The sequence below is a fragment of the Pseudomonas sp. Irchel s3h9 genome, from assembly GCF_900187475.1.
GTDB lineage: Bacteria > Pseudomonadota > Gammaproteobacteria > Pseudomonadales > Pseudomonadaceae > Aquipseudomonas > Aquipseudomonas neuropathica.
Genome location: NZ_FYDH01000004.1, coordinates 116,279 through 128,838, shown reverse-complemented (window position 1 = coordinate 128,838; position 12,560 = coordinate 116,279). Strand labels below are relative to the sequence as shown.

The 12,560-nt window shown below is 60.3% G+C and carries 9 protein-coding genes; 5 read left to right on the top strand and 4 right to left on the bottom strand.

Translation table 11 applies throughout. The annotated features are described in order from the left end of the window. Positions 1-89 precede the first annotated feature (89 nt). The 4 genes from CKW26_RS08120 to gap form a co-directional block, all read right to left on the bottom strand. Positions 90-2,675, bottom strand: coding sequence for a TonB-dependent receptor (locus tag CKW26_RS08120; protein WP_095048195.1), 2,586 nt, complete (start codon positions 2,673-2,675; stop codon positions 90-92). Between the two features lie 121 nt (positions 2,676-2,796). Then, positions 2,797-3,762, bottom strand: a complete 966-nt coding sequence (locus CKW26_RS08115) for a FecR domain-containing protein (RefSeq protein WP_095048194.1) — start codon at positions 3,760-3,762, stop codon at positions 2,797-2,799. Between the two features lie 101 nt (positions 3,763-3,863). Beyond that, the gene (locus tag CKW26_RS08110; RefSeq protein WP_064391734.1) at positions 3,864-4,391 is read right to left on the bottom strand and encodes an RNA polymerase sigma factor; all 528 of its coding nucleotides are present in this window, start codon (positions 4,389-4,391) and stop codon (positions 3,864-3,866) included. 190 nt (positions 4,392-4,581) lie between these two features. Further along, positions 4,582-5,583, bottom strand: a complete 1,002-nt coding sequence (gene gap / locus CKW26_RS08105) for a type I glyceraldehyde-3-phosphate dehydrogenase (protein WP_095048193.1) — start codon at positions 5,581-5,583, stop codon at positions 4,582-4,584. Positions 5,584-5,803: 220 nt separating this feature from the next. On the opposite strand from gap, the gene edd reads away from it, so the two are divergent. The 5 genes from edd (at position 5,804) to CKW26_RS08080 (ending at position 12,541) form a co-directional block, all read left to right on the top strand. Then, positions 5,804-7,630, top strand: coding sequence for a phosphogluconate dehydratase (gene edd, locus CKW26_RS08100; RefSeq protein ID WP_095048192.1), 1,827 nt, complete (start codon positions 5,804-5,806; stop codon positions 7,628-7,630). After that, positions 7,627-8,586 carry a glucokinase gene (locus CKW26_RS08095; RefSeq protein WP_095048191.1) on the top strand — a complete coding sequence of 320 codons (960 nt, stop codon included), beginning with the start codon at positions 7,627-7,629 and terminating at the stop codon, positions 8,584-8,586. Before edd ends, CKW26_RS08095 begins: the two co-directional genes overlap by 4 nt. Positions 8,587-8,765: 179 nt before the next feature. Beyond that, positions 8,766-9,497, top strand: a complete 732-nt coding sequence (locus CKW26_RS08090; protein ID WP_003227460.1) for a response regulator — start codon at positions 8,766-8,768, stop codon at positions 9,495-9,497. Further along, positions 9,487-10,956: an ATP-binding protein gene (locus CKW26_RS08085; protein WP_095048190.1), complete on the top strand. Its 1,470-nt coding sequence runs from the start codon at positions 9,487-9,489 to the stop codon at positions 10,954-10,956. Before CKW26_RS08090 ends, CKW26_RS08085 begins: the two co-directional genes overlap by 11 nt. 325 nt (positions 10,957-11,281) lie before the next feature. After that, a complete protein-coding gene (locus CKW26_RS08080) occupies positions 11,282-12,541 on the top strand; it encodes an AGE family epimerase/isomerase (RefSeq protein ID WP_095048189.1) in 1,260 nt (419 codons plus the stop codon). The last annotated feature ends 19 nt before the right edge of the window (positions 12,542-12,560 follow it).

Genomic DNA, 12,560 nt, shown 5'->3' with positions numbered 1-12,560 from the left:
CGCTTGATAACGAGACGAACAAGGCGACGTGCAAGCGTAAAAAAACCTCACGGCGCGGTGCCTGAACACGCGCAGTGAGGTTGGCCGGATCAGATGTCCCAGATCAGATTGATCGCGAAGTTGCGGCCCGGTTGGGTCAGGCGATCGAGGTTGGCCGGTTGCGTCACCGAAGCTTCGCCGACGCTGTCGTAACCGCGCACGTCATCCCAGAGCCAGTATTTCTTGTCGGTCAGGTTGTAGATGCCGCCGCTGACGGTGACGTCGTCGGTGACTTTGTAATAACCGGCCAGATCAAGAATGCCGAAGCCTGGGGTTTTGAATTGGCTGCTGACGCCATCCGGCGACTTGAAGTTAGTGTCGTCGACGCGATCCTTTTTCTTCACCAAGGTCCAGCTCAGAAGGCCGCCGTAGTTGTCCTGGTCGTAACCCAGACCGAACACGCCGGTCAGCGGGTTGACGCTGTTGATCGGCTCGCCGTTGTCGTTGTTGCGACCGTAGGCGTAGGCAATCGAGCCTTGGGTGTAGAGGCCTTGCGGCGCGCCAAACGCATCCAGGTTCAGGCGACCTTTGACTTCCGCACCCTTGATGGTGGCGTGCTTGATGTTGGCCGACTGGAAGGTCAGCTCGTTGCGTCCCGGGGTCACAGCGTCTTCGTTGATGAAGTCGCGATACTTGTTATAGAACACCGCCACGTCGAACGAGCCGTGTTCGAAGTTGCCGCGCAGACCGGTTTCATAGCTTTTGCTTTTTTCCGGTTCGAGGTCCGGGTTCGGCGCCACGCTGTAGCCGGTGGTGGTGTTTTCGAAGCGACCGTACAGGGCTTTCGCGGTTGGGGTGCGGAAGCCTTCGGCGTACTGACCGTACCAGGTGTAATTCTCGGACAGGGCGTAGGTCAGGCCGAATTTCGGCGAGACTTTGTGCCAGGTCTTGTTCTCGTCGCTGACCGTGCCTTGGCCGTCCGCCGCCACGGTGTTGAGGAATTCCTGAGTGATGTGCGGCTTGAGCTGGGTGTAGTCGTAGCGCAGGCCCGGCAGGAAGGTCCAGTTGTTCCAGCTGATCTGATCCTGAGCGAACACGCTGTAGGTGTTGATAGTCGGGTCCGGGAAGTCGGTGGCCTTGGCCAACACGTCAGCGGTGCTGGTCGCACCAATGGCGGTGCAGCCACGACCGACGGCCAGGCAAGTGCCGTCGCCGCTGCGCGAACCGGTGACTTTCTGTTGCTTGATGGTGGTGCCGTAAGTCAGTACGTGATCGGTGTTTCCAATGGCGAACGCCTTGTCCAGTTGCGCATCGAAGACCCATTGTTTCTCTTCGTAAATGGTGTCGCGAGTACGCAGCACCTTACGAGTGATCGGGTAGTAGAACTCGGTGGTGCTCTGGTCGGTCTTGGCGATCTGATGGTTGAGGCTCCACTTCACGTTGTCGACCAGCAGGCTGTCGAGGGCGAACGAGTGTTCGATGCCGAAACGCTCACGGGTGATGGTGTCGTTACCGGTGCGCCACTGGTACATGCCGCCGGGCAGCACGCTGTTGGGGATGGTCGGCGCGCCGTTGAAGTACGGGCCGCCGTAAGCGCTTTTCTGATCGGTGTCGCGATCATCCTTGTACTTTTCGTAGGTCAGGCCCAGACGCGAATCGTCGTTGTAGTTCCAGCCGATCTTGGCCAGCACGTTGTAGGCGTTGACGTCTTCCGGGTTGGCGGCGGTGCGTTCAAGGCCAGTGCCATTGTTGCTGCCGTAGGAGTCGGTTTCGTGACCGTCGCGCTGGCTGTAGTGCAGCAAGCCGTCGAACTGGTCGGCACGGCCGGCGACGGTGGCGGACTTCAGCCAGCTGTCATCGGCGGAGCTGTAACCGGTTTTCAGGCGCGCACCGACGTCTTTGCCCGGCTTGATGATGTCGTCGGCATCAAGGGTGTAGTAGCTGACGGCGCCGCCGATGGCGTTGCTGCCGTACAGCACCGAGGCCGGGCCACGGAGAATTTCCACGCGTTTGACGATTTCCGGGTCAACGTAATTGCGCTGGGTCTTGGCGTACGGGCCGTTGAAGAAACCGTCCGGCACTTCGACGCCGTCAACCTGAGTCAGGATGCGGTCGCCGTCGATGCCGCGAATGTTATAGCCGCTGATGCCGCCACGCTGACCGGCGCCGCCGACGGACACACCCGGCTCGTAGCGGACCAGATCCTTGATGGTGTTGACATTGTTGCGGTCCAGATCCTGACGGGTCTGCACGGTGACGGTGGCCGGCACGCTGTTGACCGACTGCTCCTGACGGGTGGCGCTGATGGTCACCTGATCCAGATTGAGCGTGCCGCTGGCGTTGCGCTTTTCCAGCACGACGTTGTTGTTGCTGATTTTGCGGAAGCTCAGGTTGGTCCCCACCAACAGGCGCTCCAGGGCTTTTTCGGGTGGCAGCGAGCCACGCACGCCCGGCGACGACACGCCCTGACCCAGTTCTGCCGGCAAGCCGACTTGCCAACCGGTCACGGCGGTGAAGGCATTGAGCGCCGACACCAGCGGCTGCTGGCCGATGGCGAACGAGTAATCGCCCATGTTGCGCGTCGGTTGCTCGGTGGCCGCCATCAGCGGCGCAGTGCCCGCCATCAGGATGGCCGCTGTCAGCAGCGACAGTACGCGGGAAGGGGAAGAAGTCTGGCGGGTAAGGCGTGAGGACATCGATAGCGCTCCGTGTCGCACGAATCTTTATAGGTGCTGATTGACTCGCTTGTTGCGAATCAATTGCATTGGCTATAACGAGACGTACTAACGTTGGCTATCGAGTAAAAATAATTCTCATTTAGTTCAGGATGACCAGGGCGGGGAATTCTTTCAGTTGCGCCGAGGTGATCTGAGCGAGGGAGCGGACCACGTCGAGCGGCTGGTCGAGACGGTAATTGCCGGTTACGGCGACGTCGGCCAACTGCTCGTTGTTGTTGATGATCCAGCCCGGGTAGTAGCGGCGCAATTCGGCCAGCACCTGATTCAGCGGGCAGTTCTCGAACACCAGTCGGCCCTGGACCCAGGCCAGGTCCGTGTTGGCATCGAGTTTGGCCGGGCGGTCAAAACCGTTGGGGCCGATACGAATACTCTCACCCGCCGTCAGACGTACGCGAGCGTCGTTATGCGTCGCCTGCAGATCGACATCGCCGCGCTGCACGTTGACCTGCGCCACGCCATCGAGATAACGCACGGCAAATGCGGTATCGCGCACGCTGGCGCGAACCGGACCGGCGTCGATTTCCAAGGGTTGGCTGCGGCCACTGGCAATCTCGAAAAACGCTTCGCCTTGGTACAGCCGCGCGACACGTTTTTGATCGTTGATGGTGCTGGAGAATGCAGAATTGGTATTGAGCAGGACTTTCGAACCGTCCTCCAGTTGCAGGCGCTGACGCTCGCCAACCACCGTGAGGTGATCGGCCTGAAGGCGCATCGGCAAATTGCTGAAACTGAACAAACCGAGGATCAGCACGGCGGCAGTGGCCAGTGGTTTCCAGTGCGGACGCAGACGCTTGAGAAAAGTGACCTTCGCAGGTTTGGCCGCCAGGCTTTGCGCGCATTGGGCGACTTGCGGACCATCCCAGATCGCCTGGGCCTTGGCGAACGCTTCGGCATTCAACGGATCGGCCGCCAGCCAGGCATGAAATTGCCGGGTCTGCTCCTCGTCCGGGCTGCCGAGCACGATGAGCCAGTCCAGAGCCTGGTCCATTGCGTTTGCAGCGTCCTGCACCGAATCCGGCGAAGGCGAGCGGTGGGTGTCCGTCACGGTGTTTCCTCGGGCTTCTGGCGAAGCAGTTTCTAGCGTCAAGCTGCAAGCTGCAAGCCAGATGCGTGTACTGCTTTTCGTTTTTACTTGGAGCTTGAAGCTTACAGCTTGCCGCTGCTGTCGTGTCGTTCGGCGACGCCGATACAAATGCTCATGATCAGCTTCAGTTCTTTCTGCACGGTGCTGAGGGAAACATTCAGCTCGTCGGCGATTTCCTGATAACTGTTCCCGTGCAAACGGCTGAGGATGAAAATCTGCTGCTGGCGGGGGCTGAGTTGACTGAGGCTCACGTTCAGGCGCTCCAGCATCTGTTCGGCGTGGGCGGCATCTTCGGCGCTGCTGGCGGGGGCGGCAATGCTGTGCACGACATCCTGCGGCACGTCATCGACCATGGTCCGCGAATGGATCTTGCGCGCACGCAAATGATCCAGCGCAAGATTGCGTGCGGTCTGGAAGACAAAAGGTTCGAGGTGATCAATGGCCCGCTCGCTCAACGCCCGCGTCACACGCAGGTAGGTCTCCTGCAACAGGTCTTCAGCGGTGCTGTGATTGTTGACCATCCGTTCCAGCGTTCGCAGCAAGGATGTGCGCTGGGTGAGGAAGACGTGGTTGAAGCGCGATTGACTCACGGGAGGACCTGATCGATTTCAAGCGAATGATAATGCTTATCATCTAGTTGAATGGTCAAGCCCTGATTTTAAATACAGCACAAAACCCTGTAGGAGTGAGCCTGCTCGCGATAGCGGTAGATCAGCTACAACATCTGTGACTGACAGATAGCAATCGCGAGCAGGCTCACTCCTACAAGGGATACGGGATTTACTCCGCGTTACACAGCGCCAGGCAGTTATCCAGCATGCGGTTGGAGAAGCCCCACTCATTGTCATACCAGGCCAGCACTTTCAGCAGTTTGCCGCTGGCTTTGGTGTGGTTGGCGTCGAAGATCGACGACAGCGGGTTGTGGTTGAAGTCGCTGGACACCAGCGGCAAGGTGTTGAAACCGAGAATCTTCGAGTGCTGGCTCGCGGACTTCATCAGCGCGTTGACTTCCTCGGCGCTGGCTTCTTTTTTCAGCTGCACGGTCAGGTCCACCAGCGACACATTGATCACCGGCACGCGCACGGCCATGCCGGTCAGTTTGCCCGCCAGTTCCGGCAGCACCAGGCCCACGGCTTCAGCAGCGCCGGTCTTGCTCGGGATCATGTTCTGCGTGGCCGAACGCGCGCGGTACGGGTCGGTGTGATAGACGTCGGTGAGGTTCTGGTCGTTGGTGTAGGCGTGAATGGTGGTCATCAGACCGCTTTCAATGCCCAGCTCGCGGTGCAGCACTTGCGCCACTGGCGCCAGGCAGTTGGTGGTGCACGAAGCGTTGGAGATGATCTGGTGCGACTGGCGCAGAATGTCGTGGTTCACACCATAAACCACAGTGGCGTCGGCACCTTTGGCCGGGGCCGAAATGATCACTTTGCGCGCGCCGGCAGTAATATGCGCGGCCGCTTTGGCGCGATCGGTAAAGAGACCGGTGCATTCGAACACCACATCAATCTTTTCCGCCGCCCATGGCAATTCGGCCGGGTTGCGAATCGCGCTGACCGCAATGCGGTCGCCGTTGACGGTCAGACTTTCGTTGTCATGCTCGACCTGAGCGTCGAACGTGCCGTGAACGGTGTCGTATTTGAGCAGATGAGCATTGATCGAGCTGTCGCCCAGATCATTGATGGCGACGATCTGCAGATCCTGTCGATAGCCTTGGGTATACAGTGCGCGCAGGACATTACGGCCGATGCGGCCAAAACCATTGATTGCGATTCGAAGAGTCATGGAACAGCGCCGCCGTCGTTTTGTTGTTGGAATTACAAGATTATTCGCATAAAAATAGAAAACAAGCCTTTTTAGTGGCAATATTTTGTTTTATCTACAACGAGTGACCTGAATCAACTGGTCCGAATGGTCAAAAAAGCCGTCTGTCATTCCAACAACAACGGCGTTTGATCAGCATAGACAATCAGGTCGCCACATCCGTTAGCCTGGAGTTCTACACATGCATCCCCGCGTCCTTGAGGTCACCGAACGGCTTATCGCCCGCAGCCGCGCCACGCGTCAGGCTTACCTTGCACTGATTCGCGGCGCCGCCACTGACGGGCCGATGCGCGGCAAGCTGCAATGCGCCAACTTCGCCCACGGCGTGGCCGGTTGCGGCAGCGAAGACAAGCACAGCCTGCGGATGATGAACTCGGCGAACATCGCCATTGTTTCTTCGTATAACGACATGCTCTCGGCGCACCAGCCGTATGAAGTCTTCCCGGAACAGATCAAGAACGCCCTGCGCGAAATCGGCTCGGTCGGCCAGTTTGCTGGCGGCACGCCGGCGATGTGCGACGGTGTGACCCAAGGCGAGCCGGGCATGGAACTGAGCCTGCCGAGCCGCGAAGTGATCGCCATGTCGACCGCTGTGGCGCTGTCGCACAACATGTTCGACGGCGCGCTGATGCTCGGCATCTGCGACAAGATCGTGCCGGGCCTGATGATGGGCTCGCTGCGTTTCGGTCACCTGCCGACGATTTTCGTCCCGGGCGGGCCGATGGTCTCGGGGATTTCCAACAAGGAAAAAGCCGACGTCCGTCAGAAGTACGCCGAAGGCAAAGCCACCCGCGAAGAGCTGCTGGAATCGGAGATGAAGTCCTACCACAGCCCGGGTACCTGCACCTTCTACGGCACTGCCAACACCAACCAGTTGCTGATGGAAGTCATGGGCCTGCACTTGCCGGGGGCCTCGTTCGTCAACCCGAACACGCCACTGCGTGATGCGCTGACCCGTGAAGCCGCGCATCAAGTCACGCGTCTGACCAAACAAAATGGCAACTTCATGCCGATCGGTGAAATCGTCGACGAGAAGTCGCTGGTCAACTCGATCGTTGCGCTGCATGCCACCGGCGGCTCGACCAACCACACCCTGCACATGCCGGCCATCGCCATGGCGGCGGGCATTCAACTGACCTGGCAGGACATGGCCGACCTCTCCGAAGTCGTGCCGACCCTGAGTCACGTTTACCCGAACGGCAAAGCCGACATCAACCACTTCCAGGCAGCGGGCGGCATGTCGTTCCTGATCCGCGAACTGCTCGGCGCCGGCCTGCTGCACGAAGACGTCAATACCGTGCTCGGCCACGGCTTGAGCCAGTACACCAAAGAGCCGTTCCTCGATAACGGCCAGTTAGTATGGCGCGAAGGCCCGACGGACAGCCTCGACGAAAACATCCTGCGTCCAGTGGCGCGTGCGTTCTCGGCGGAGGGTGGTCTGCGCGTAATGGAGGGCAACCTCGGTCGCGGTGTGATGAAGGTTTCTGCGGTCGCGTTGGAAAACCAGATCGTCGAAGCGCCAGCCATGGTGTTCCAGGATCAGCAGGACTTGGCCGATGCATTCAAGGCCGGTTTGCTGGAGAAGGATTTTGTCGCCGTGATGCGCTTCCAGGGCCCGCGTTCCAATGGCATGCCGGAACTGCACAAGATGACGCCGTTCCTCGGCGTGCTGCAGGATCGCGGCTTCAAAGTCGCGCTGGTGACCGACGGGCGGATGTCCGGCGCCTCGGGGAAAATCCCCGCAGCGATTCACGTCAGCCCCGAAGCTTATGTCGGTGGCGCTTTGGCGCGCGTGCAAGAGGGCGATATTATCCGCGTCGATGGCGTCAAAGGCACCTTGGAACTGAAGGTCGACGCCGCAGAATTTGCAGCGCGCGAACCCGCCAAAGGCCTGTTGGGCAACAACATCGGCAGCGGTCGCGAACTGTTTGGCTTTATGCGTTTGGCCTTCAGCTCGGCGGAGCAGGGCGCCAGCGCCTTCACTTCTGCCCTGGAGACGCTTAATTGAAACTGGCTTTGGTCGGTGATATCGGAGGCACCAACGCGCGGTTTGCGTTGTGGAAAAACCAGCAACTGGAATCGGTTCAGGTGCTGGCCACGGCCGACCACGCCAGCCCGGAAGAGGCGATCAGCCTCTATCTGAGCGGGCTCGGTCTGGTGCCGGGTTCGATCGGTTCGGTGTGCTTGTCCGTGGCAGGTCCGGTCAGTGGTGATGAATTCAAATTCACCAACAATCACTGGCGCTTGAGTCGCACAGCGTTCTGCAAAACCTTGCAGGTCGAGCAGTTGTTGCTGGTCAACGACTTCTCGGCGATGGCGCTGGGCATGACCCGTTTGCAGCCCGGCGAATTCCGCGTGGTCTGCGAGGGCACGCCAGAGCCGTTGCGTCCGGCGGTGGTGATCGGCCCGGGCACTGGCCTTGGCGTCGGCACCTTGCTCGATCTTGGCGAGGGCCGTTTCGCGGCGTTGCCGGGTGAGGGCGGGCATGTTGATTTGCCGTTGAGCAGTCCGCGTGAAACGCAGCTGTGGCAGCACATCCACAACGAAATCGGCCATGTCAGCGCCGAAACTGCGTTGAGCGGCGGTGGATTGCCACGGGTTTACCGGGCGATCTGTGCGGTGGATGGGCATGAGCCAACGCTTGATACGCCGGAAGCGATCACGGCGGCAGGTCTTGCGGGTGATCCGATTGCCCTGGAAGTGCTGGAGCAGTTCTGCTGCTGGCTCGGCCGTGTGGCCGGCAACAACGTGCTGACCACGGGCGCACGTGGCGGGGTGTATATCGTCGGTGGTGTGATTCCACGCTTCGCCGATTTCTTCCTCGAAAGCGGTTTTGCCCGCAGCTTCGCTGACAAAGGCTGCATGAGCGATTACTTCAAAGGCATCCCGGTGTGGCTGGTGACAGCGCCGTATTCCGGACTGGTTGGCGCGGGTGTGGCCCTGGATCAATCAACCCCAACCTGAAATGCAATCAAACTGTAGGAGTGAGCCTGCTCGCGATAGCTGTCTTGGATTCAACACATTCGTTGACTGACAAACCGTTATCGCGAGCAGGCTCACTCCTACAGTTGTTTTGTGGTGTTTGTAAAATCAGTGCTTAAGGCATAATCCGCCCCAATTCCAACAACAAGGATGCCTTCGAAGTGAGCTCAGTCAACAAGTCGATATTGTTGGTCGATGACGACCAGGAAATACGCGAGTTGCTGGAAACCTACCTGACCCGCGCCGGGTTTCAGGTACGGGCCACCGCCGACGGTGCCAGTTTCCGTCAGGCCCTCAACGAGGCGCCGAGCGATCTGGTGATCCTCGATGTCATGCTGCCCGACGAAGACGGCTTCAGCCTGTGCCGTTGGGTGCGTCAGCATCCGCGTCAGGCGCAGGTGCCGATCATCATGCTCACCGCCAGTTCCGACGAAGCCGACCGCGTGATCGGTCTGGAACTCGGCGCCGACGACTACCTCGGCAAACCCTTCAGCCCCCGCGAACTGCAAGCGCGCATCAAGGCATTGCTGCGTCGTGCGCAATTCGGTCAGGAGCGCAGCGGCAGTGACGTGCTGGCCTTCGACGAGTGGCGGCTGGACATGGTCAGTCACCGGCTGTTTCACACCGACGGCGAGGAAGTGATTCTCTCCGGTGCCGACTTCGCCCTGCTGAAACTGTTTCTCGATCACCCGCAGGAAATTCTCGACCGCGACACCATCGGCAACGCCACCCGTGGCCGCGACCTGATGCCGCTCGATCGCATCGTCGACATGGCCGTCAGCCGTTTGCGCCAGCGTCTGCGCGACACCGAGAAACCGCCACGACTGATTCGCACGGTGCGCGGCAGCGGCTACCAACTGGCAGCCAACGTGGTTGCCGGCAATGGTCACTGAGTCGCTGCGCAAATTCGCCGCCAAAGTGCCGATGCCGCGTTCGCTGCTCGGGCGGATGTTGCTGCTGACGTTGCTCGCGGTGCTGTTCGCGCAGACCTTGTCGAGCGTGATCTGGGTCTCGCAACTGCGCGCCACCCAGCTCGAAGGCCTGGTCACCAGCGCCCGCAGCCTCGCCCATTCGATGACCGCCAGCGTCAGTTACTTCCGCTCGTTGCCGGTGGCTTATCGGCCGTTGGTGCTCGATCAATTGCGCAGCATGGGCGGCACGCGATTCGTGGTGACGCTCAACGACAAGCCGTTGGGCATGGACGTGCTGCCGGTGACGCCGCGCAAAGCGGCGGTGATGAAAGCCGTCGACGAGGTGCTGCGGCAGACGTTGGGCCATGACACCGATATTTCGGTGACCTTCGTCAGTCCTGAGGATCTGCGCATCTTCAATGCTGGGCTGAAACTCGATGAGCTGCCACGCTCCTGGGCGCATTACGCGTTGACCCTGGAGCCGGTGAATCCGCCCGTGTTGGTCACGCAGATTCAAATGGCCCCGGGCGAATGGCTGTACATCGCCTCGCTGTTGCCGGAGCCGTACACCAGTCTTGAAGAGCAAGGCCTGCCCTCGCAACAGGTGTGGTTCATCGTCCTCACCAGTGGATTCCTATTGCTGTTTATCGGCCTGCTGGTGCATTGGCAGAGCCGGCCGCTCAAGCGTCTGGCGCGGGCGGCGCGGGATTTGTCGCTAGGTGCCGACGTCGAGCCAGTGGCTGAGGGCGGCGGCAGTGAAGTGGTCGAAGTAGGCCGCGCCTTCAACACCATGCGCGAGCGCATCAGCCGCTACCTCACCGAGCGCAGTCAGTTGTTCAGCGCGATCTCCCATGACCTGCGCACGCCAATCACCCGTTTGCGCTTGCGCGTCGAATTGCTTGAAGACGAAAAGCTGCAGGCCAAGTTCGGCCGTGATCTGGATGAGTTGGAACTGCTGGTCAAAGGCGCGCTGCAATGTGTGAAGGACACCGACATCCACGAGAACATCGAACCGGTGGACTTGAACCATGTGCTCGACTGTCTGGTGGAGCCGTATCTGGCGCCGAACGGCAATGGCCGAGTGACGCAGCAGGGCAAAGCGCTGGCGGCTTATCCGGGCAAGCCGCTGGCGTTGAAGCGCTGCATCGGTAACCTGATCGACAATGCGTTGAAGTACGGGCAAAACGCGCATTTGCACATCGACGACGATGAGCGCGCGTTTGTTCTGCACGTCGACGATGAAGGGCCGGGTGTTCCAGAGCAGCGGCTGGAGCAAGTGTTCGAACCGCACTTCCGTCTGGCGGGGCAGCAGCAGGGTTATGGCTTGGGGTTGGGCATCGCGCGCAATATTGCCCACAGCCATGGTGGGGAAGTGACGCTGCAGAATCTGCGTGAGGGTGGGTTGCGGGTGACCTTGCAGCTGCCGCGTTCGGCGGATTGAGTCAAAAGCTTTCCCTCACCCTAGCCCTCCCGAAACGTCGGACCGCCCAGAGGGAGAGGGGACTGATCGCGTTGTTCATTCGAATTGCGCCGACCTGATGCATTGAGTCGATTATGGATTCGGTACAGCTCTTTCAGGTCGGCGCAACTCTTCAGCATTCTGCGATCGGCCCCCTCTCCCTACGGGCGGTCCGACGTTTCGGGAGGGCTGGGGTGAGGGTGGCTCTTTGTCACCGCTCAGTGACAAACCCCGCCCCCTTCGTTACAAGCCCACCCCGACCCGTTGTTTAGACTCCCCGCAGTCATAACAACAAAAAAGGCCACCCATGGATCTCTTCCACCCCGGCTTCAGCAGTTGGCTGAACGCCCCTGCCCACCAGCAATGGCTCGCCGCCGAAGGCCTGCGCCTGCTGGATTTCGCCAAGGCATCGAAACTGCCCGAAGGCTTTGGCAACCTCGACGAGCGCGGCCGTCTGCCAGCGAACGCACAAGCCGAAACCATGAACACCGCGCGCATGACCCACAGCTTCGCCATGGCCCACATTCAGGGTTTGCCGGGTTTTGCCGAATTGGTCGATCATGGCATCGCCGCCCTGCGCGGGCCGTTGCGTGATGCCCTGCACGGTGGCTGGTTTGCGGTCGCCGAACACCGCGATGACAACACCGGCAAGAACGCCTATCTGCATGCCTTCGTTGCGCTTGCGGCCAGCTCTGCGGTGGTCGCACAGCGCCCTGGCGCACAGGCGTTGCTGGATGATGCGATTGACATCATCGACACGTATTTCTGGAGCGAAGAAGAGGGCGCGATGCGCGAATTCTTCAATCGCGACTGGAGCGAAGAAGAAGCCTATCGCGGCGCCAACAGCAACATGCACGCGACCGAAGCGTTCCTTGCGCTGGCCGATGTCACCGAAGATCCGCGCTGGTTGATTCGCGCGCAACGCATCGTCGAACGCGTCATTCACGGGCACGCCGCCGCCAACGGTTACATGGTCATCGAGCACTTCGACCGCGACTGGCAGCCGCTACGCGAATACAACCACGACAATCCCGCCGACGGCTTCCGCCCTTACGGCACCACGCCGGGCCACGGTTTCGAATGGGCGCGGCTGCTGCTGCACCTCGAAGCGGCGCGGGTGCAGGCCGGAATGCTCACGCCCGGTTGGCTCGCCACCGATGCGCAAAAACTGTTCGAGAACAATTGCCGCAACGGTTGGGACGTCGATGGTCTGCCGGGCATCGTCTACACCCTCGACTGGGACAACAAAGCCGTCGTTCGCCATCGCCTGCATTGGACGCACGCCGAGGCCAGTGCCGCTGCCAGCGCCTTGCTCAAACGCACCGGCGATGCGCAATACGAAACCTGGTACCGGCTGATCTGGGAATTCTGCGAAACGTATTTCATCGACCGTTGCGACGGCAGTTGGCGCCACGAGCTCAATCCGCAAAACCTGCCAAGTGCCGATATCTGGCCGGGCAAACCCGATCTGTATCACGCCTGGCAAGCCGTGCTGATCCCTCGTCTACCCTTGTCACCGAGTATGGCAACGGCTCTGGCGCAGTTGTCCCAGAGCGTTGCCATGTGACCAATCATGTAACCATGTA

Bases quoted from the DNA above. Each gene is read 5' to 3' on its own strand.
- CKW26_RS08120 (WP_095048195.1), bottom strand. From the start codon at position 2,675: ATGTCCTCACGCCTTACCCGCCAGACTTCTTCCCCTTCCCGCGTACTG.
- gap (WP_095048193.1), bottom strand. From the start codon at position 5,583: ATGACTCTTCGAATCGCAATCAATGGTTTTGGCCGCATCGGCCGTAAT.
- edd (WP_095048192.1), top strand. From the start codon at position 5,804: ATGCATCCCCGCGTCCTTGAGGTCACCGAACGGCTTATCGCCCGCAGC.
- CKW26_RS08085 (WP_095048190.1), top strand. From the start codon at position 9,487: ATGGTCACTGAGTCGCTGCGCAAATTCGCCGCCAAAGTGCCGATGCCG.
- CKW26_RS08080 (WP_095048189.1), top strand. From the start codon at position 11,282: ATGGATCTCTTCCACCCCGGCTTCAGCAGTTGGCTGAACGCCCCTGCC.